This is a genomic window from Lewinella cohaerens DSM 23179 (assembly GCF_000379805.1).
Lineage (GTDB): Bacteria > Bacteroidota > Bacteroidia > Chitinophagales > Saprospiraceae > Lewinella > Lewinella cohaerens.
Map to the genome: position 1 here is coordinate 311605 of NZ_KB903531.1, position 22106 is coordinate 333710.

Genomic DNA, 22106 nt, shown 5'->3' on the forward strand with positions numbered 1-22106 from the left:
TCCTTATTCAAATACGTTTAAGGACCCCATATTGTTGCTTGTGCCTTATTGAGTAGACTACATTATTTTCCTGAAAATACGAAAATTTGTTCGTATTGGTTCCTTTTAACAATAAAAAAGCCCTGAGTTATTTCTAACCCAGGGCTCAATATTTTTTCTCCTAAGAGGAAAATACTAGTCACGACGACGGTCATCGCGGCGATCGTCACGACGGCGATCATCACGACGGTCACCTCCACGGCGGTCGTCACGGCGGTCACCCCCTCCGCGGCGATCATCTCTACGATCATCACGACGGTCATCGCGGCGATCTCCACCTCCTTCTGGGCGAGGAATAAGCGCTTTGGCAGAAAGACGCAACTTACCTGTACGGTTATCTACGTCAATCAGTTTCACCCGAACTTCATCTCCTTCGCTGAAGTGATCTTCAACGTTTTCAACGCGAGAGTGGCTGATTTCAGATACGTGAAGTAATCCGCTACGGCCGCTAAAGTCAACAAATACACCATATGGCATAATCGTCTTTACAACCGCATCATACGCCTCACCAACCTTAGGAGTAAAGGCAATGCGATTGATAGCAGCAACTGCCTTATCAATCGCTTCTTTGTCATTACTGGCAATACTCACGACACCATGGTCGTCTACCTCTTCGATATTGATGACGGTACCGGTTTCTTTCTGTAGTTCCTGAACAACTTTACCACCAGGTCCGATAACCGCTCCGATAAACGACTTCTCGATATGTACCTGAACAATACGTGGTGCGTGTGGCTTGAGATCCTCACGAGGTTCAGCCAACTCCTTAGCCATTTCATCCAGGATATGGATACGGCCAGTACGAGCTTGTTCCAATGCTTTGGTCAGTTCCTCGTATGGTAATCCTTCGATTTTGATATCCATCTGACAAGCGGTAATCCCCTTCCGGGTTCCTGTCAGTTTGAAATCCATATCTCCCACTGCATCCTCGTCACCAAGAATATCAGAAAGGATAACTACGCGATTCTCGTCAGCAACCATACCCATTGCAATACCTGAAACAGGAGCTGCAATGTTTATACCTGCATCCATCAGTGCTAGTGTTCCGGCACAAACGGTAGCCATAGAAGATGAGCCATTTGACTCCATGATATCACTTACGATACGAATGGTGTAAGGCACCTCTTCTGGTAATACTTTACGCAAAGAACGTCCGGCAAGATTGGCGTGTCCTACTTCCCGACGACCAGGGCCACGCATTGGCTTGGTCTCACCCACAGAATAGGCAGGGAAATTATAGTGTAAGATAAAATCATCAAAAACAAGGCCTAAAGCCTTATCCACCATAGCCTTGTCTGACTTCGTTCCCAAGGTCAACGAAGTTAAACTTTGTGTTTCTCCACGATTAAAGATAGCAGAACCGTGCGTAGAAGGCAAGTAACTGGTTTCACACCAAATTGGGCGAATTTCGTTTGGTAAACGGCCATCAAGGCGTACACCTTCTCCCATAACCATCTCGCGGATAACTTCCTTTTGATACTTATACAGAATCTCTTTAGCAGTTCCCCAGTTTTCTGTGATCCACTCTTCTCCTTTACTTTCAAGAAGGCTTTCTTTCACTGCATCTTTTACAGCAGAAAAGCCAGCTTTACGATCCTCCTTGTTGTGAGCACCTTTACATACCTTGTAAAGACCATCATGAGAGATTTTTTTGATCTCTGCTTTCAAATCTTCATCTACAGGAGGTAATTCGAATGGACGCTTGTTGCTTGCTTTGTCACCTACTTTTGCAGCTAGATCAAGCTGTGCTTGAATCTGCACTTTAATAGCCTCATGTCCAACTTTGATAGCTCCTACAAGATCAGCTTCTGAACATTCGTCAGCTTCGCCTTCTACCATCATTACGTTGTCCATAGTAGCTGCAACGATGATATCCATATCCGCGTTTTCAAGTACGCTGAAATTAGGGTTAACTACATATTCCCCATCAACGCGGCCAACCCGTACTTCGGAAATTGGACCAGCAAAAGGAATATCAGAAACTGCAATAGCTGCACTGGCTGCCAAGGCTGTCAACGCATCAGGTGGAACATCTGTATCTCCCGAGATAAGGTTGATGATAACTTGTGTATCATACATGTANCCATCAGGAAACAATGGACGAATAGCCCGGTCTACCAAGCGAGACGTAAGTATTTCGTAATCATTTAATCTGGTTTCCCGACGGAAAAAGTTACCAGGAATACGGCCTGCTGCCGCAAATTTCTCCTGATAATCTACCGATAGAGGAAAGAAGGATTGTCCTTCACGTAGTTGTGTAGAAGAAACTACAGAACAAAACAACATGGTATTTCCCATGCGTACGACCACCGAGCCATCGGCTTGGGTCGCTAACTTGCCGGTTTCAATAACCACTTCTCGTCCGTCAGGCAAGTTGAAGGATGAAGTGATAGGATTCTTTTGTCCCATAAAACATTTTTGAGCGCAACTACATGAAAAAATCGGTCGCGCTCATTAATTTTCCTTTCTCCAAGCGCGTAAAGATAGTGTTGGGTAGCTGCAATGAAATAAATATAAAAAACGCTGCCTCAACATAGAGACAGCGTTCGGTAGTTCTTTTCGCTTATTTGCGAATATTACGGATACCTAATTTCTCAATTAGTGCACGGTAACCTTCCAAGTCTTTCTTGGCCAGGTAAGTTAACATTTGCTTACGACGACCAACCATTGTCAACAATGCTTTACGACAAGCATGATCTTTTGGATGCTCCTTCAGGTGCTGGCTCAGCTCCTGAACACGGTAAGTAAAAAGTGCGATCTGGCCTTCGGTAGAACCTGTGTTCTTGTCCGTACCACCGTACTCTGTGAAAATTTCCGCTTTCTTTTCTTTTGAAAGATAAACTGCCATGATAAAAGTTTGCGCCAGTAGTGATTTCGAGAATCAGTTATAGCAACGTTTAATAAATCACCTGACTATCTGTGCCAGGCGGGCGCAAAGGTAAACAGAATATCAATAATAACCAATAAAGGAAGAGAAGAATAAATCAAGGCAAAAATGCAGGCTAAAAGCCATAAACTACTGACTTCCAAGGACGGAAGCAAAGGGCTTTCAAGGAGTTCTTCCCTGGTGCAGATACGTTGTTGTTTATAGCAACCACTTTCTGGATACAGACACTGCTCGTTCAACTATTCTTCTACAAGAAAAAGTAAAAACCAGAGACGGAATCCAGAGGAATTCGCAGTAAATTATCATTCACCTTTCCGCAAAAGCTAAAAAATCCGTTTCTTTGCCTTTGGCGAGCAACCAAGTGAATATTCGCTTGTTTGCAATACAGAACGTAAGAAATTATACGTATCTTTAAAAGCTTAGGATGATGATCCTGCATTAGTAACCAATTATTCATCAAATAGCGACAACTCGCTTATGGCAACAGCAGCACCGACGAAGAAGAGAGCTACCAGCAAGAAAAAAACTACCTACAGCAAAGAGCAATACCTGGAATGGTATACCTTAATGCTTAGGATTCGCAAGTTTGAGCAGAAAGCGCTCATGGCTTACGGGCAGCAAAAAGTAAGAGGATTTTGCCACGTATACATCGGTCAGGAAGCAGTAGCTGCTGGCATAGAATCGGCTCTAATAGAGGGAGACGGTATCGTTACAGCTTACCGCCAACACGGAATTGCACTTGGCAGAGGCATTACCTCTGATGCTGCTATGGCTGAATTATTTGGCAAAGCAACGGGTGCAAACAAAGGAAAAGGTGGCTCTATGCACTTTTTCAGTAAAGAACATAACTACTTCGGAGGAAACGGCATCGTTGGTGCACAAATTCCGATTGGTACAGGTATCGCTTTTGCAGAAAAGTACAAAGGCACCGAAAATCTTTGTGTTACCATGTTTGGAGATGGTGCTGCACGCCAGGGAGCTTTGCACGAGGCGTTTAACATGGCCATGACCTGGAAAATTCCAGTATTGTACATTCTTGAGAACAATGGCTATGCCATGGGAACCTCTATTGAGCGTACTTCCAACGTTACAGACATGTCTAAACTGGGGCTTTCTTATGAGATGCCTACAGAATCCGTCGACGGGATGGATCCTGTTGCTGTACACGAAGCAGTGGGCAGAGCAGCAGCACACATTCGCTCAGGTAAAGGACCTTTCTATCTGGAAATCCGGACTTATCGCTACAAAGGACACTCTGTTTCCGATCCAGCAAAATACCGGACAAAAGAAGAGGTCAAAGAATACCAAGATCGCGACCCGATTAAAATGATTGAAAAAACAATTCTCGACGGCAAGATTGCTACCGAGAAAGAGATCAAAGCAATTCAAAGTGAGATCAAAGAAGAAATTGATCATGCTTATAAATTTGCAGAAGAGTCTCCACTACCCGATGCATCGGAGCTGTACACAGATAACTACCTTCAGGAAGATTACCCATATCTTACGTAAAATCAAGGCTTTAAATAAAGGATACCTTTATTTAATCCAAATAAGAAAAAAAAGCGGCAGTCCACAATGTGGTACTGCCGCTTTTTTGTTTATCTTTGCCGCGTTTTAAATCAAACGCAGTAAAAAGCAACAATGGCAAAGGATAATAAAGGCAGTCTGCCAAACGAAGAAACCTTAGCGGATGCTGTAGGGCAAAAATCCATCAATGAGATTTTTGAAGAGAATAAAAATACTATTACTTACCTACTCGTTGGGCTCTTAGTAATAGTAGGTGGTTACCTCCTTTACCGTCAGATGGTAAAATTACCAAAGGAGAACGAGGCTATTGAACAAATAGCTCAGGCACAAGTACAATTCGAACGTGATTCCTTTGCGCTTGCGTTGACCAACCCTGGAGCTGGATTCCTTGGTTTTGTTGATATTGCTGACCAGTATGGCAGTACTGCAGCAGGCAACTTGGCACTGTACTACGCTGGTGTCAGCTATTTGCAGTTGGGGCAGTTTGATGCTGCAATTGACTACCTAAGCGACTTCAGTCCTGCTGGCGATGTCACTCCTGCTATGGCAGCTGGTGCATTAGGTGATGCCTATTCTGAGAAGGGAGACTTTGACAAGGCCCTTTCTTCTTATAACAAAGCAGTAGGAAAAAGTAATAACCCTTTGATTTCTGCCTACTACCTAATGAAGGTAGGTATGCTCAATGAGCACCAGGGTAATGCTGCTGCTGCACGAGAAGCTTATCAAACGATCAAAGAGGAGTATCACAACACCCCTCAAGCTAACGATATTGAGAAGTATCTCGTTCGGGTGCAAGGATAAACAGCAATCCGTTGTTTAGAACCTAATAAAAGGTAAGGTGTTATTGATAACATCTTACCTTTTATTTTTTCAACCAATTATTTTGTAACGTTATGGCCAGTGCTCTAAAAAACTTATCCTCCTACGATACCGACAGTATACCAAATGCTGAAGATTTTACCCTCGGAATTGTTGTCGCAGATTGGAACGAAAAAATAACCCACGCACTTTACGAAGGTTGTTATGACACCCTCGTCAAACACGGCGCTCAAGCTGACAATATCCACACCATTCAGGTTCCTGGTGCTTTTGAGTTAACTGCTGGTGCAAGGATGCTGGCAGGTCGCTATAATTGCGATGCTGTAATTTGCCTGGGATGTGTCATCAAAGGAGAAACTTCTCATAATGAATACATCAATATGGCAGTAGCTCAGGGATTGACAAATTTGGGTCTTACTTCGGGGCGTCCTTTTATTTTCGGCTTACTGACCCCCAATGACGAGCAGCAAGCGCTTGATCGTGCTGGTGGAAAACATGGCAACAAAGGCGTAGAAGCAGCCACCACAGCCTTGCGTATGGCCGCTATACGGAAAGAATTGAACAAGGCTGGCAAGAAGTCAATAGGTTACTAATAGGAGCTCCCCTATCAGGAGAATAGAAAACCTTTTAATAATTGTGATACAGTCTATACTCAATAGCTATATCTTTAAGCCGTAACAGCGGAACTATTACTGCCACGCTGTATTTCAACGCCTAAAAAATGCAGCGGCCAATACTCCTGTTGATTTTGCTGGTTTCTTGTTTGCAGATGTTCGGAAGTAACATCAGCTATAACTTTAANGAGAACACCAACAACAGCCCTAACTTTACCGATTCTCTAGGCTTTTTCCTTGACAAGGAAGCAACATATAGCTTTGAAGAAATCCTTAGCTTATCAAGCTCTAAGTTTATTCTGCTAGAAGACGATGTAAAACTCAGTGCTCCTTTAGTCTTATGGACAAGCGTAACATTGACTAATAAAAGCGATGACAGGTTTGATGGCTATTTTCGCTTGTTTACATTCATTGACTCCATTTGGATGTACACCATTCAAGACGGAACGGTTATAGATGTGACTTTCACAGGCAACAGCCTAAGGCCATCAGAAAAAAGCCTATCAAGCAACCGAAGTAACCTCCCATTTAGCCTATACCCAGGAGAAACAACAACGTATTACTTTAAGATGCGTTACAATTCACTCGTTTGCGCTAATAAATGTTTGTCGACCCTGAGGGTAATCCCTCGAAATGTACTGGACAGGGATGAAATAACCACTAATTCGCTACAGAGTTTCTATGCCGGAATCATGCTCTTCTTCGGTCTCGTTAGCCTTTTCATGTACGCTATGTTTAGGGAAAGCGTCTTTATTTGGTTCTCTTTAATGATGTTTTCTTTCACCGCTTATTTTGCCTCATTCCACGGCCTCACAGATTTAATCTTCAACCACCATCCTACAGCATCAAAAAGACTAGACCTAACATTTATTGTACCGTCCATTTTGCTATCCTCCTCGATGTTTATAAGCAACTACATTGACCTTCGAGCACGTAACAGCAAGGTTTTCACGGGTTATTTATACTATTCTTTATTTACAACGATCTCCCCTCTTGCCTTTAAATTGTTTAACGATGACTGGCTCTGGATAAACACCGTCTCTGACTACCTCACGCTTATCTGGTTATTACTTGGTATGACAATCATTGGTTTATTTGCTCGAAAAAAAGATAAATCTTCTATCATTCTATTGGTTTCAGCGATTGTTTTATTCTTAGGTGCTATATTGTTTATTCTGGGTCTTTCCGGCTATATCCCTTCTAGCCCGGGCACCGATTATGCTTTTCAAATAGGAACAGTGCTTTTTTCAGGTATCCTCTTTTACGGTATTTTCGACAAAATCGATACTATTAGAGTAGAGAAAGAGCGCTTTAAAGAACTGGACCAAGTAAAGTCTCGTTTTTTTGCGAATATCTCTCATGAGTTTCGAACGCCACTTACCCTGGTGATGGGGCCCATCAAGGATGTATTGAAAAACACCGAGGCAGCCGAAGACAAAAATCGCCTGCAACTAGCTTATCAAAATGCGGAACGTTTACTGCAATTGATCAATCAACTGCTGGATTTATCTAAGCTGGAGGCCAATAAAATGGAATTGTTTGCGGTAGAACAAAACCTTCCGGCGATGCTAAAAGGTATTGCAATGTCTTTTGAATCGCTGGCAAAACGGAAGCATATTCAATTCAACTTTGTAGCCCAAAAAGAAGATATTCCTTTGTATGTGGACAAAGATAAAGTGGAGAAAATTTTCTATAACCTCTTATCTAATGCTTTTAAATTCACGAAGGAAAATGGCGAAATAGCCGTAATGATTACCGACTATAAAAATCATGTAGAAATTTTAGTAAGAGATAATGGTGTAGGTATTTCCTCTACCCGTCTGACCAATATTTTCAATCGCTTTTTCCAAGCAGACAGTGCTAAAATGAGTGAAGATGAAGGAAGCGGAATTGGGTTGGCATTGGTCAAGGAGTTAGTTGAATTACACAAAGGAAGGATTCAAGTCGAAAGCAAGGCTGGAGTAGGAACTACTTTTACCGTCATTTTTCAAAAAGGGACATCGCATCTAAAAGAGCATGAAATTCAAAGTAGTTCATCCTTAGTTGCTTCAGAAGCATCCAGTAGGCTAGAAAACTGGGTAAATATGGGCCTTGCTATCGAAACACCAATATTGGCAACTGCCAGCAATGATAGTGACGAGGAAAATGAAGCCCACGTAGCCTTGATCATTGAAGACAATGATGCCGTAAGAGCCTATATTAAGCAACACCTCATTTCGTCTTTTAATATCATTGAGGCCATCGATGGACAAGAGGGCATTGACAAAGCCTTGGAGCTACTGCCCGATTTAATCATCAGTGATGTTATGATGCCAAAAAAAGATGGCTATGAAGTCTGCGCAACACTAAAAAAAGATCAACGAACCAGCCATATTCCTATCATCTTACTAACGGCCAAAGCTGCTATTGAAGAGAAGATGCAAGGTCTGGAGATCGGAGCGGATGATTACCTGGTCAAGCCTTTTGATACCAAGGAACTCGGGATAAGAGCAAAAAACCTCATCACATCCAGGCTCCTATTAAGAAAGAAGTTTTCCGAATCGAACACCATCGAACCACAAGCCGTGGGCACGAATGCCGTTGACAAGGCCTTTTTAGAAAACGTATGTTCCATCATTGACACCCATTTATCTGACGAACAATTCAGTGTTGAGTTTTTGGCCCGAGAGATAGGCCTTAGCCGCAGCCAACTCAATCGGAAATTGAAAGCACTTACGGACCAGTCGTCAAATAAATTCATCCAGTCGTTCCGCCTGCAAAAAGCAAAAGAGATGCTTCAACAGGGAACGGGCAATGTTTCCGAAGTTGCTATGCAAACAGGCTTTAATAGTACTGCTTATTTTGTCAAATGTTTTGGCGATAAATATGGCCAAACACCGGGTTCGTTATTACAGTAATAGCGCCTATGCGCCATGACTTATAGGATATGCGTCGTTTTTGATACCGCCTTTCCCAATTTTATACTCTTTCCTTATTTTTTGATACCGCTCACCTGTAGTTGGTCCCCACCTTTGTAAGGTACTAAAACACAAGTAGTCAAGCTTCTTTGGAATGCTGGTTTTGTGGATGTCCCACGAATCACCAAAGGAAGTTGCTGTGCACTTTAATCAAAAAAATTCAAAAAATGAGACAAGCAATTTTACTCCTCAGTGCTTTTATTTTTATTCTTTATGCGCTCCCTGGAGCTTCACAGGTAACAATTACACAAAGTGATCTCTTGCGTCCGGCGAGCTTTACGGATAGTTCCCTGGTAATAACTGATCCAGGAACCCCTTTTCCTGAGGAAGGAGCCAATATCCTCTGGGATTACAGTACACTAGGCGAGGGCGTCCTTGAAACAACGGTCTACACTGACGCTACCACTGATCCCGATTTCACCGATGCTTTGAATTATTTCAGCTCAGATATTGAACTTTTTCTCGGAGGCTTTACTTTTGAAGTCACCAGTAATCTCTATGATGCCATAGATGCCGATGGATGGTATCGTACAGGAAGATCATTTGGTAGCCTGACTGTGCCTCTAACCCCTCTTTCAGGTGGGGCTAATGATCGAATAGACTATATCGCCAACAAATTCGATTACGTGGGCCGAACGAACATCATGGAGTTACCAATGACCTATCAAGACCAATGGGAAGGAAGCTATTATTATGACTTAAATTATGAAGTAACTGCAGTCGCATTTGGTCTGAACCAGACACCAGCATTCACCCGAACAACGATCACCGAAGAACGGGAAGTCGTTGGTTATGGTTCGATCATTCTACCAAGGTCTGATGGTGACCCCTCTGGAGAAATAGAGGTTTTACTAGTGAAAGGTAGCCTTGTCGAGGTGGATAGCTTTTTCCTAGGTGGAAGCCTTGCACCCCAAGCAATACTGGATGCTTTTGGCTTAGAACAAGGGCTTGCCAAGGGACGTAATTTTTATAATTTCTATGCCCCTGGCATCGGCACACCAGTCCTGCTCTCCGAGTCACCGCTAGGTGGAGGAGCAACTAATCGTATTGTTTACTGGCCTCAGGTAGCTGACATGGCCACCTCCACCGAGGAGTTAAGGGTACCTGTGGCTAAAAGCTTCCCGAACCCTGCATCAACTACATCATCTATTACGATCATTCTGGAGCAATTTACCTCCTCGGGGCAGGTTCGTTTCATTGATCTACAAGGACGAGTGCTGCAAACTGTTGATTATACCTCAAACGGAAGCAATTCCTTAGATGTTGAAATTCCGGCATCGCTGTCAAATGGCATGTTTATATACCAAGTTACCGATGAAGATAACGTCCTCATCGGTATTGGGAAACTACAGGTTTTCTAAAATAACTGATTAGGGCTAAAAATACTTCCGGTCCGTCAACGACAGTTGACAGACCGGAAATATTATATAAATACCCTACATGACTACTGAATAATCAAATCAAATTCCACGCGCCGATTAAGTGTACGTCCTGTGCTCGTAGAATTCGGTGAGATCGGGTAATCTTCCCCAAAGCCAGCGTAAGAGATACGGGTAGATCGCGCTCCCTTAGACAGCAGGTACTCATAACAAGCTGCTGCCCGCCCCTCAGAAAGTTCTTGATTCCTCTTAGCATCTCCGACATTATCAGTATGCCCTGCAATACGCAACTGGTAAGCAGGGTACCGCTTCATGATATCCGCAATCTGATCAAGAACAGCAAAAGACTCGGGTTTGATGACCGAACTCCCTGTCTCAAACTGAACGGCTCTCATGGCTAAATTAAGTACTTCACGTACATCTTCCTCAATTTCCGGGCACCCCTTGTTAGACGTAAGCCCTGCCTCTTCTGGGCAGCGATCATCGGCATCGATAACTCCATCGCCATCGGTATCCGGGCAACCGGTGTAAGGGCCAGCTTTATCTGGGCAGCGATCGTCTATATCTCGAACACCGTCGCCATCACGATCAGGGCAGCCTTGGGTGGAGGCTGGACCTTTAATATCGGGGCAAGCGTCTGCTTCATCAAGGATACCATCCCCATCGCGGTCACTTCCGGGGCAACCATTGTTTGTCGCTATACCTGCATCGTTGGGGCACTCATCATTCCCATCGTGAATACCATCACCATCCGTATCCGGGCAGCCAGCTTGAGCTATTGGGCCAGCATCCGTGGGACACAGATCATCAGCATCCGTCACGCCATCTCCGTCAGTATCCGGACAGCCCATCATCTCTGCAAGACCTGCTACTTCCGGGCAGCTATCTTTGGCATCCACAATACCATCGCCGTCGGTATCCGGGCAACCACTGGTAGCAGCGGGGCCAGCCACTTCCGGGCAAGCATCATCTTTATTAGCCACACCATCATTATCCGAATCCGGACATCCAGCAGTAGCCACAGGACCAAAAATCTCAGGGCAGCCATCTTCGCCGTCTGCTACACCATCGCCATCCGTGTCTTTGATTCCAAACTGATAGAGGTAACCAAGCCCAAGCTGGATATTGTCTCGATTTTCAGCATTTGAGGTCCGGTATTCTCCTTGAATACTGAGGTAAGAATTACTGCCCAACATGTAATTGATGCCAAGACCTACTGGTATCTGGGTATTGCCTTCATCGATGTTCTCGATTACATAGCCAATCCCCCCTAACAAATAAGGCTTAAGCTTTTGCTCGCCACCAAAAGGGTAGACATGCAATAAGGCATCAAAACTGGTGATATTCCGGTTTTGAGAGTCATCTATGACATCAGCGACACCTATTTTTAGCGGTACCGCCAAGCCAAAATTCTTGGTAATTAGATAGCGGTAACTGACTTCAAGACCAGCTGTGGGTGCTAAATCAGCATCATTAGGCGTACTATAGTCTACCCCCAGGACCCTGGCTGAGATGGCGTGCCGGTCTAATTTGTTACCATTTTGACTAAATCCAAACGTGCTTAGTAAAAGCATCATAGCAATGATGCCAAATCGGTTAATGTTCATACGGTAGTAATTGTGTAGTTTTCTCTTTTATTAATCGACCTTCATCAAGGTCCCCGTTTGTATTTTTTCTCCTTGTATCGAAACCAGTTGGTAAAAATAAGCTCCTGCGCTCAATTGCTGCACCTCTACCCTATCATTTCCACTGACAAGTTGCTTGTTGATGACTACTCTTCCAAGGGCATCAAATATCCGAATTTCGGCATTAACGCCTGTTGGGCCTTCAATAAAAAGGAAGCTTTTCAATGGATTAGGAAATAAATTCCAACTTCCCTGACCTACAATGTTATCTGTTGGTGTCGTACAATCCACCTCAGCATCGTAATCCGCAGCAATATCAGCACTCGTACTACAGCCCGTAGCATTGTCCGTTATCACCAGCGTGTAGGTCCCCGCTGCTTCCGCACATAATAGCAACTCCGTCGCCGATGGTATTAATTCTCCTTCGTATAACCATGTAAACGAGAAATCTACCGGAAGGTTACTTTCATCTTCCAATCTAAGTAAATTGCCATTCTGAATAAGGTCAATATCCTCAGGATTATCCGTGAAGGTTACGGCAATAGGCAAGGAGGTAGCAAGGCATCCATCTTCCGTCGTGTAAGTCGCCCAATAGCTACCACCTTGTTCCACCAAAAGGGTATCTGTTGTTGCACCTACAACCAAAACACTATCCCTATACCAAGTGAGGGAATTATTATAATTTAAGCTTACCAGCGCCACCACTTCACCATCACAATAAGGGCTATCCTCTGCGATTGTCAGGATTGGATCGTTAGGTATTTCATAAACGGTGATCGTTTCACTTGACCGGATGGTATCTATAGGGTTGACCATCTCAATATTCACATGAAGGTCGCCGTCATCATCTTGTAGAAGACCCGATACCCCTTGTCCAAATTCAATAATTCCACAGAGGTCATCTGCACCATCCAAGCCGCCGTCGTCATCAATGACATGCAACTCGTAAGTACCTTCACCAATTGGAATGAGAACGTTGTAAGTGATCGGTAAAGTAGCATTTCCAACAATGGGCGCAGTAAACACGTGATCACCATTGGGATCAAAAAGATCAAACTTTAGATCCGATGCTGTAAACAAATCCGTACAAGGAGATTGCTCGATGCTGACTTGGGTCATAAAAAAGCCTGTAGTATCTACTATTGCCTGATAATTGACCAGGTATTCGCCAGGCTGATCAAAGGTCTGATCAGCGGGATTCTCTGCTGTCGTTGAATTCCCGTTGTTAAAAAACCACAGGTACGAAAAGCCTTCGACCCCGCCAGAGGGTACGTTGTTTACAAAAGAAGCCGTAACCGATCCACAACCATTGTTATTCACAACAGTGAATCCTTCAGTTACGGTTTCTGCTGGGTTGATTAATAAAGGAAAAGAAAACGAAGTTTGCTGAGGAAAGATCAACACGACTGCCTCTATGACCACTTCTACCATGTAAAGGCCGGGGAGTAATGGCGTACCGCAAAACTTGACACAACCATCGGTACCTTCTTCGGTATCAAAGCTAGTCTGGCTAGCTTCCCAGTTCATTCCCGCAGGCAAACCTGCTACTGCCAGAATTGTAAACTGGGAGATATCAAGTCCAGCTGGAATAGTAGGATCAGAAGCGTTAACGGGGGTTGTTGTTAAAGGCAAACGAAAACTAAGGTCTCCGTTGTAGTAGGTGCCAGCTTCTCCATCAGGAGCGGGCGAAAGGTAGATAGTGTCTTCGGGTAGCATTGGTAAATCGACCAAGCACCCCGGACAGCCCGTCTGGGCAGTAATGGATGAAAGACATACGCTGACAAACAGCAAATTGAGTACAAATCGCAACATAGTTTCTACTGTTTAGTGGGCGGAGATAAGTAGATAGTTCCAGTAGAAAGATAAGGAAATATCGAAATTCCTTACATATGGACGTAAAACAATGCTTACGTCACTGTATTGGTGTTGCTATTATTCAAATAAAGGCGAGTAGGAAAAGGAATGGTCAGATGGTCAATTTTGGGCAAAACCAACCATCTGACTATATATCAATCCTTTTACCTTGGACTTAACATTTTTGTGTTGTTCCTTACCGTTGGATCAACAAACGACCTGAGGCTGCCTGTGCGCCTTGCTGAAGACGGAAAATATACATTCCGGTAGCGAGGTTAGATCCGTCGAAGCGGAAAGAATTTTGGCCGCTTACAAGCTCCAAAGACCGCTGCTGTACCAAAGTACCCAGTGTATTAAACACCTGTAAGTCGTACTTTCCACCTTGTGGAAGGTCAACAAAAATCTCTGAAAGGTCAGAAAACGGATTAGGCTGGATGCGTAGATCAAAAGCATTCTCCGTGACTTCAGTAGCATTAACGAGGCAGTTATCACTACCTTCAGGGCGTACAAAGAAGAAGTAGTTACCGGGTACCAACTGGCCATCAGGCAACGTGTAAGGAAGCGCAGCAATTTGCGTAGAAATCAACACATTGATCTTTAAATCATGCATTCCAACATCATCGCCAGTAGCTTCACCATACAATTGAATACAACCCACTTCTTCTGGCAAGAATACGCAAGAAGGAGGGTCACAAACGTAGTCAAAGCTTTCAGGAAGGTTCGTAACTCCCTGATCCGTAATCTGTACTTGAGTAATTCCCACTTCTGTTGTACCAATAGCAATGGTCTCAGGGATACGTATCTGGATAACGGTTTCATAATAACCAGCTACACAAGCCGTATCCTGAATACCACGCTCAGGAAAATCTTCCTGGTAAGGTAAAGGCAATACAATAACAGTATCCGGTAGCATTTCTTCCGGTGTACAACCGCTCTGTGCGGTCAACTGAAAATTGCCCAACATTAGGGCGAAAAGAGGTAAGAGGAAAAGTTTCTTCATTTGTATAAGATTTAATTCAGACGCAATATTGGCTAATTTTGCCGACAGTATAAAGGATTGATCAAGAATTTTATTGTCAAATAGTCGCATTTAGCGTAGGAAATTTTAAAATTTTCAAGCAAAGGTCTATATTGCGGCGTCTCAATTTGAATTATTTGATTAATTCGAGAAAAAGACGTTTGCAACTATTCACACTTCTTACTCCCAAAGAGCATTACTGCTCTTAATTCCCTTCCCGGAGAACTTTTGCTATTGCTGTTCCCTATTAAGTAAAGTTGATTAAATTTCGATATTCATCGAATCAACATCAATTCAGGCTTGATATATCTAACAACGGATAAACATTCAATTATGCTGCAATTCGCACGTTTCTGCGGGCTAATTTTAAGTCTGCTTCTCACTAATCTGGCTTTTTCCCAGTCAGGAACCATTAGTGGCACCATTACTGACAAACAATCTGGAGAGTCACTTATTGCCGCTACGGTGCGCGCAGGTGATATTGGAACCGTCACTGACTATGATGGTTTTTTTGAGCTAAAACTAACCGCAGGCACTTATGAAGTAAAAGCCAACTACCTTGGCTACACCACTGCTTCTGCTACATTGACTGTTGGTGCTGGTGAAACAACAACCTGGAATATCGCACTAGAAGAAGCTGCAACCTTACTACAAACAGCAACCGTAAGTAGCAGTAAGTACGAAAAACCGTTGAGTGAAGTAACTGTTTCACTCGAAATTTTGCGCCCTGACCTTATCGAAAGCACCGGAAAACTAACCCTTGACGATGCCCTTCAGAAAGTTCCTGGCGTAACGGTTGTCGATGGGCAGGCCAATATCCGGGGAGGATCAGGCTATAGCCAAGGCGCCGGTAGTCGTGTGCTTCTTTTGATGGATGATGTGCCCATTTTACAGGCTGATGCTGGTTTCCCGCAATGGGATGATGTGCCATTGGAAGTCATTCAACAGGTTGAAGTAATCAAGGGGGCTTCCTCGGCACTTTATGGTTCCTCTGCATTGAACGGCATCGTCAATGTTCGTACGGCATACGCTACTTCAACGCCCATTACCAAGGGTTCCCTGTTTTCTACCGTACACCTTACCCCAAAGCGGGAAGAACTCAAATGGTGGGACAGCGCTCCGCGTAGCTTAGGGGCTAGCCTGAGTCATCGCCAGAAATTCGATAAAGTTGACCTTGTTGTTGGCGGTTATTACCTCAACGACGAAAGCTTCCGCAAGGATGTATACCGTAAATTTGGTCGCGCCAACTTCAATATCCGACATCGTGCCAGCGACCGTCTGACTTATGGTCTAGCTGGTAACTTCAATGCTGGTGAGAGTAGTTCTTACTTTTACTGGTCTGGTATTGAGACGGCGTACGTGGGCGACAGTACGACCCAAGCTACACGCAAACGGTTTCGCTACAACCTGGACCCTACGATTACCTATTTCGATAAGAAAAATAACCGCCACCGTTTTCTGGGCAGATTTTACAGCGTAGACAATGACAATGATCGCAATCAAAGTAACCGTTCCAACCTCTACTACGCCGAATACCAATTTCAACGGCGATTTGAGAATTCAGGGCTGGTGATGACCAGTGGCTTGGTTGCTAGTGGTACAGGTGTAGAAGCAGAATTGTACGGAGATACGACTTTCACCTCTCAGAACTACGCGGCCTTTGCCCAATTAGATAAAAAATTTGGAAAACGGCTGAATGCCTCCTTTGGCTTCCGTTACGAATACAACAAGCTCAATAATCCCGGTTTCGACTATGTGCTCAATAATATCCAAAGCACAATACTTCCCACTACAGAGGAAGAAAGTCGTCCAGTATTTCGGTTTGGGCTTAACTACCAAGCTACCGAGGGCACCTTTATTCGCGCAAGCTGGGGGCAAGGTTACCGCTACCCTACCATTGCCGAAAAATACATATTTACCAATGCCGGAGGATTTTTCATTCAACCTAGCCCAGCGCTCGAATCAGAAACAGGTTGGTCGGCAGAAATTGGCATAAAACAGGGTTATCGACTGGGTGCTTTTGAAGGCTTTGTTGATGTCACAGCTTTCTATATGAAGTACGAAGACATGATTGAATTCAACTGGACAGGCTCTGGCTTTCAGTCTCTTAACATTGGAGGTACTAATATCCAAGGATTGGAGTTCACCATCGCCGGGCGTGGAAAATTAGGTAGTGTCCCATTTCAATTACTGACCGGGTTGGTAACCATCGACCCTCGTTTTGATGAGTTTGACACCAATGTTCCACCGGATGGCAGCACCCTGGGTGGGCAAAATTCTATTGGCTCTTCGAGCAACGATAATGTACTGAAATACCGTTTTCGCAATAGCTTCAAGTTTGACGGTGAGGTAGAATTAGGCAAATTCCGTTTGGGTGCAGAGTCATTTTACAACAGTCATATGGAAGCTATCGATGCATTGTTTTTAATCTTCATCAGTGGCCTTAATGATTATCGCCAGAAAGACAATAATGGTTATTGGTTACATAATATACGTTTGGCTTATGCACATAGCGAAAAAGTAAAAGCCACCTTCATTTTGGGGAATGTTTTCAACGAAGAATACACTATCCGGCCAGCACTGATGGAGGCTCCTAGAAATGTCACCCTGCGGTTGGACTATAAGTTCTAGAGGAAGACTTCACACCTATGATTAATGCCCTTCTGCGCGCCGGCCGGAACTCTTCGGAGTGATGGTCGGCGTTTTTTATTTGTAAAAACTTGGTCCTAAAGGGAAGAAGGTCACAATACCATTTGTATTGGAGTGGATTAATTTAATATTAAATCAGTATTAAGAAGTAAAAAAACAATAGTAATATCATTACTTTTTTTTAAATTGCTTGTGCAAATTGCTCTTTTTGACTTTGAGTTTACTTAAGCGCGCTAGTATTCAAAATTCTCAATTAAACCATTTTTAAATCTAAATTTTGAGTAATGAATTATTGTAAAAACAGTGTCCTGACACTGACACTCTCTCTATTGTCTACACTCTCTGTTTTCGCTCAATGTGGTACAATTTCATTTGGCTCGATTCAAGCCGAAGATGAAGGTGGCTATTCCGTGGAGGTTCTTCTTTCTGGAGTGTCTTCGCTAAGTAGTTTAAACGCACGAATATCCTTCCCTTTCGGTCTAACTGTCATCTATGACGATGCCCTTAGCGAAGCGAACTCTCCCAATACTATCACATTAACCCCACAATCAGGGTCTTATTTTCGCGTTGATCTTGGTGGTTCAGTAAGTTCTATCTCTGATGATCTACTGGCTAAGATTTACTTCTCCATTCCTTTCGGTGATTGCGTAAATAGCTTAACCTTTTCAAATGTCAGCTTCTTTATTCCGGGTGGAGGCTGTAGCTCAGGTCTAGTTATACAAGAGGACATGACGACAGCTTTCTGTCCTCCCAGCCGTAGCGTATTCGGTTCGCTCGAAGGAGTAATTGACGCTACGGGTGGTCATGTGGAAGATGCTGAGATTGAGATTGATTATTCTTATGATTTTCCAGAAATAGCAACATCTGACGTTACAGGCTACTTTAGCGAAACTGTTCCTACTACGGGTCTCACTATTACACCAAACCACGAAATCACTGGCACCACTACCTGTGGAATTACTACGCTTGATATTATCAAAACGCGTAAGCATATTCAACTGACAGCGCCTTTTACCGAGACCGCGCAATTTGTTGCGGCTGACATGAACGGGAGTAATACCATAACTACATTTGATCTTACTCGTATGCAGCGGGTAGTATTGGGTTATCCTTATTTCGATAATGCTCATCGTAATTGGGAATTTATTCCATCTACGCATTATTTTGGGATGACACTTCCCTCCGGAAGCAACGTCCCGGTAGAAGAGGTCGATTATCCAACAAGCATTATTGCCCCTGCTTCTTCCAGCAATTACTACGGAGCCAATTTCGCAGCGATCAAGATTGGAGACGTAACGGGAGACTGCGCATTGAATGGTGGACGAGGTGGCGAAGAAGAAGGCAGTTACGCTCTGGAAGAAATATTTTTAGCAGACCATTCCTTTGCTGCTAACGAAACAGCACTTGTACCAGTATACGCCAGCACCGATATAGATTTGTCCTTCTTTGGTTACACCTTGAATTTTGACGAGGATGCGATAGAGGTCACCAACGTCTTTTCCGGTCAGTTGGTCGACTTCACCGATGCTTACCGTATTGTTCCGCGTGAGGAAAACCGGGTCAGTTTCGTGTGGTTTCCTTATGACGAAAACGCGCAAAGTATTGATGCCGACGAACCGTTGTTTTTCCTGGAACTTAAAGCATTATCAGCGGTCACTACTTTAGATGGAATTGTAAGTATAGAAGACAACGGTAACTTGGGGGAGNGCCGAAATGGTTTACACCGCACATCACTACGAATTGGCAATGCTGCTGAACCACCAGTTTTAGAACCAATCTCGCATTTGACCGTTACTCCGAACCCTTTTGCGGATCGCTATACCACTAGCTTATTCGTAACCGAAACCCAGACTTGCATTATCGAGTTGTATAATATGCAGGGCCAACGCGTACATCGTCAAACGCTTGAACTGGTTAAAGGAGAGAACATCCTGACGAGCGACGATCTGAATAATCTACCCGCAGGCACCTATGTACAAAAGGTCATCCTTAATGACCAAACGCTCACTAATACACTGATCAAGCAACGTTAGTAAGTTTAAGTTCTAATTCATTACCGTACTACCGTAGTTTCACTATGGTAGTGCGGTTTTCAAATATCATGATCCTATGAAAAACTTCTTCCTCTTATTCCTCTTTTTCCTTACTCACACCGTCAACACCCAAGTTTATTACTGCGGCGATGATTCCAGGATAGGAGTATTCAATGTAGCCGATTGCTCTTACACTACCCTACCGACCAATAACCCTACCATCTTTCTTGCAGACATCACCTTTACACCAGAAGGACGCTTGATCGGTATCGGCTATACTGCTGATGCTGACTACTTAATAGAATTATTTTTGGACAATGGAGTACACTTTGATACCCTACTCGAAATCCCCAGCCTATCAGGTGCCCTAACTTGTGACCAAGACGGGCTGCTTTATATTGGTGGAAGCCAAGTCTATACCTATAATCTGGAAACACAATTTTTCGATTATCTTTCGCCTCTTCCGTCCAGTTATCCATTCGCAGGAGATTTTGTTTTCGTAGACGACGTATTGTATGGCAGTGCATTTCGTTTTCACATCGAAAGTACCGCTAATCAATTTGTTAATATTGATTTAGTGCCTAATGATACCTCTTTTGGGGATATCATCACCACCGAGTATCCCCAGTTTGGTGGGCTCGCTAAGTTTTATGACCCCGAACAGGAACAGTTTCGTCTGATTGGTACACAGGTATCAAATATCGTTGGCACCCCACAGAATGTAACCTTCCACGAAATCTTCCTGGAAGATACCACCCACCAAGCCCTTTGCACCCTCACCATGGAAGGCAATCCGCCTCGTGGCTTGGCTGGGCCTGATGATTTCCGCACCAATTTCGCACTACGCCTGGACCTGGACGAAGACGACAGCAGCGGGCGCTTTATCGATCATTATATCAGCGACAGCCTTTGCGCCGTCAGCTACCGACTATCGGACGACGATGTGTACATCCGTGCTCCGGGAAGTGGGATCGACTCCATGGTCGTCAACATCCATAGTGGCATCCAACAACCGGGGGAAGAAGTACTCGTTAGTGTTTCACACCCGCTGTTTCAGATCAATATGGCAAGCCCTACCCGATTGGTGGCCGTGCCACTGGCCACCGTCACCAATCAAGACTACGCTGACCTAATCCGGAGCCTACGCTTTGAACTCACCGACCCCGACCCACTCCCAGGTGAGCGCCGCATTGACTTTTATCTTTACGCCAACGGGCAAGCTTCCGACGCGGCCTACGCTTTCATACGGGTACAACCCGAGGTGGAGCTGTACGCTGGTGAAGATTACTCGCTGGAATTATGCCCTTATCGAGTCGCTAACTTGCTACAAGGCTTGGGGCCAGATGCTTACCAGGAAGGCTACTGGGTACCCGCACTAAATATCGACAACAACTTTTACGAACCCAGCTCTGGCGACCAACCCGGCATCTATCGCTACATTGCCCAGGAGGGCAGTTGCGGGCCTGACACAGCTATGGTCGAAGTCAATACGACATCCGTACCACCACTCAACTATGGGGGGGGTGACTGCTGACCTCCAAGACGTTTACCTCTGCCCCGGCGATACTGCCGTATGGACCATTAATACCGACTATACCGACTTCTGGTTCTGGAACTCCGATGCTTCTTCAGACACCACCCACCTCATCACTAGTCCTATTATCGAAGGTTTTCAGGTCATCGATAATCAAGGCTGTGACCATTACTTCCGTACCCGCTTTCTTATTCCCGAATGGGGCGATCAGATGCAAACCGACTATGACACCCTTCTGCTATGTGCTGGCACCACCGCCGATTTCTATGGCCGCGAAGTAAGCTCCGACACCACGATGTGTGAGCTGCTAACAGCATCTACGAGTGATTGTGGCTATGAGCTTTGCCGCACCTTCCGCTTTGAATACGCCGACACCTATGCTCTGGAGGCCGACATCTGCCAGGGAGAAAGCTATTCCTGGTTCGAGCAAGACCTTACTACCGCAGGTGTCTATGAGTATATACTCGACGGTACACAAGAACAGTGTGATACGCTCTATACGCTGACCCTTAACGTAAGTCCGCCGCCTACCGTAACGCAAGCAGCTAGCATCTGTGAGGGAGAAAGTTACGCCTGGTTTGGGCAACAACTCACTGCCCCTGATACTTACGAATACCTTGCCAGCACCGCAAATGACTGTGACACCCTCTACCTACTCGATCTAGCAGTAGAGCCCATCTACTCAACTGAAGTGGAGGTTGAGATTTTTTCCGATGAGAACTATACCATTGGTGATTCGGTATTTACCCTTGCTGGCACCTACACCGTGCCCTTGAATACCGTAGCGGGTTGTGACAGTATCATCCATCTGACGCTGGATATTATCAGCAGCACCGCTACAGCCAGCACAGTTGAATGTAACCTGGCCAATGCATGGCCACGCGGACTTCGCCCCTGGCAGTGGCAATGTGCTAAACCTGTGCTTTTACAACGCTGGACAATGTACGATAGCCAAGGACGGCGAGTGCAACATGCTAGTCCACAACAACTTGGACAAACATTCACGCTCTTACCTTCAACAGCCCAACAGCAGCTGGCCGCTGGTGTCTACTTTTACGAGTTGTACTTCCTGGAAAACGGCACACATCAACGAGTGAGTGGGAAGGTGATTGTTTGGTAAGGGTGGAAGGGTGAAGGGTTATTTGAGCGTCTCTAGTGGCTCCAAGAGACT

14 protein-coding genes are annotated in these 22106 nt (G+C 44.5%); 9 read left to right on the forward strand and 5 right to left on the reverse strand.

All coding sequences use genetic code 11. The annotated features are described in order from the left end of the window. Positions 1–174: 174 nt before the first annotated feature. On the reverse strand, positions 175–2448 hold the full coding sequence (gene pnp / locus A3EU_RS0101155) for a polyribonucleotide nucleotidyltransferase (RefSeq protein ID WP_020534281.1): 2274 nt from the start codon (positions 2446–2448) through the stop codon (positions 175–177). 154 nt (positions 2449–2602) lie between these two features. After that, on the reverse strand, positions 2603–2887 hold the full coding sequence (gene rpsO / locus A3EU_RS0101160) for a 30S ribosomal protein S15 (RefSeq protein ID WP_020534282.1): 285 nt from the start codon (positions 2885–2887) through the stop codon (positions 2603–2605). A gap of 516 nt (positions 2888–3403) precedes the next feature. On the opposite strand from rpsO, the gene pdhA reads away from it, so the two are divergent. The 5 genes from pdhA to A3EU_RS0101185 all read left to right on the forward strand — a co-directional run bounded on the left by pdhA (position 3404) and on the right by A3EU_RS0101185 (position 10204). Then, entirely contained in the window at positions 3404–4435 is a 1032-nt protein-coding gene (gene pdhA / locus A3EU_RS0101165) for a pyruvate dehydrogenase (acetyl-transferring) E1 component subunit alpha (RefSeq protein ID WP_020534283.1), read from the forward strand. A 132-nt stretch (positions 4436–4567) separates the two neighbouring features. Further along, positions 4568–5254, forward strand: a complete 687-nt coding sequence (locus A3EU_RS0101170; RefSeq protein WP_020534284.1) for a tetratricopeptide repeat protein — start codon at positions 4568–4570, stop codon at positions 5252–5254. Between the two features lie 92 nt (positions 5255–5346). Beyond that, on the forward strand, positions 5347–5865 hold the full coding sequence (gene ribH / locus A3EU_RS0101175; RefSeq protein ID WP_020534285.1) for a 6,7-dimethyl-8-ribityllumazine synthase: 519 nt from the start codon (positions 5347–5349) through the stop codon (positions 5863–5865). A 176-nt stretch (positions 5866–6041) separates the two neighbouring features. Next, positions 6042–8783: an ATP-binding protein gene (locus tag A3EU_RS32335; RefSeq protein WP_425412633.1), complete on the forward strand. Its 2742-nt coding sequence runs from the start codon at positions 6042–6044 to the stop codon at positions 8781–8783. A 227-nt stretch (positions 8784–9010) separates the two neighbouring features. After that, the gene (locus A3EU_RS0101185) at positions 9011–10204 is read left to right on the forward strand and encodes a T9SS type A sorting domain-containing protein (protein WP_020534287.1); all 1194 of its coding nucleotides are present in this window, start codon (positions 9011–9013) and stop codon (positions 10202–10204) included. A gap of 83 nt (positions 10205–10287) precedes the next feature. Here A3EU_RS0101185 and A3EU_RS0101190 read toward each other — a convergent pair whose 3' ends face one another. The 3 genes from A3EU_RS0101190 to A3EU_RS0101200 all read right to left on the reverse strand — a co-directional run bounded on the left by A3EU_RS0101190 (position 10288) and on the right by A3EU_RS0101200 (position 14701). Continuing rightward, positions 10288–11829: a thrombospondin type 3 repeat-containing protein gene (locus A3EU_RS0101190; RefSeq protein ID WP_020534288.1), complete on the reverse strand. Its 1542-nt coding sequence runs from the start codon at positions 11827–11829 to the stop codon at positions 10288–10290. A gap of 30 nt (positions 11830–11859) precedes the next feature. Next, entirely contained in the window at positions 11860–13659 is a 1800-nt protein-coding gene (locus A3EU_RS0101195; protein WP_020534289.1) for a T9SS type A sorting domain-containing protein, read from the reverse strand. Between the two features lie 238 nt (positions 13660–13897). Then, positions 13898–14701 (reverse strand): T9SS type A sorting domain-containing protein, encoded by an 804-nt coding sequence (locus A3EU_RS0101200; protein WP_169433307.1) that lies wholly within the window; start codon positions 14699–14701, stop codon positions 13898–13900. 351 nt (positions 14702–15052) lie between these two features. Between A3EU_RS0101200 and A3EU_RS0101205 the strand changes: the two genes are divergently transcribed. From A3EU_RS0101205 to A3EU_RS0101220, 4 genes are all read left to right on the forward strand, one after another. Further along, positions 15053–17350, forward strand: a complete 2298-nt coding sequence (locus tag A3EU_RS0101205; protein ID WP_020534291.1) for a TonB-dependent receptor — start codon at positions 15053–15055, stop codon at positions 17348–17350. Positions 17351–18537: 1187 nt separating this feature from the next. Then, entirely contained in the window at positions 18538–19401 is an 864-nt protein-coding gene (locus A3EU_RS35425; protein WP_425412634.1) for a T9SS type A sorting domain-containing protein, read from the forward strand. Positions 19402–19477: 76 nt separating this feature from the next. After that, the gene (locus tag A3EU_RS0101215; RefSeq protein WP_020534293.1) at positions 19478–20935 is read left to right on the forward strand and encodes a hypothetical protein; all 1458 of its coding nucleotides are present in this window, start codon (positions 19478–19480) and stop codon (positions 20933–20935) included. Continuing rightward, positions 20925–22055 carry a hypothetical protein gene (locus A3EU_RS0101220; RefSeq protein WP_156825604.1) on the forward strand — a complete coding sequence of 377 codons (1131 nt, stop codon included), beginning with the start codon at positions 20925–20927 and terminating at the stop codon, positions 22053–22055. The genes A3EU_RS0101215 and A3EU_RS0101220 overlap by 11 nt, the downstream gene beginning before the upstream one ends. The last annotated feature ends 51 nt before the right edge of the window (positions 22056–22106 follow it).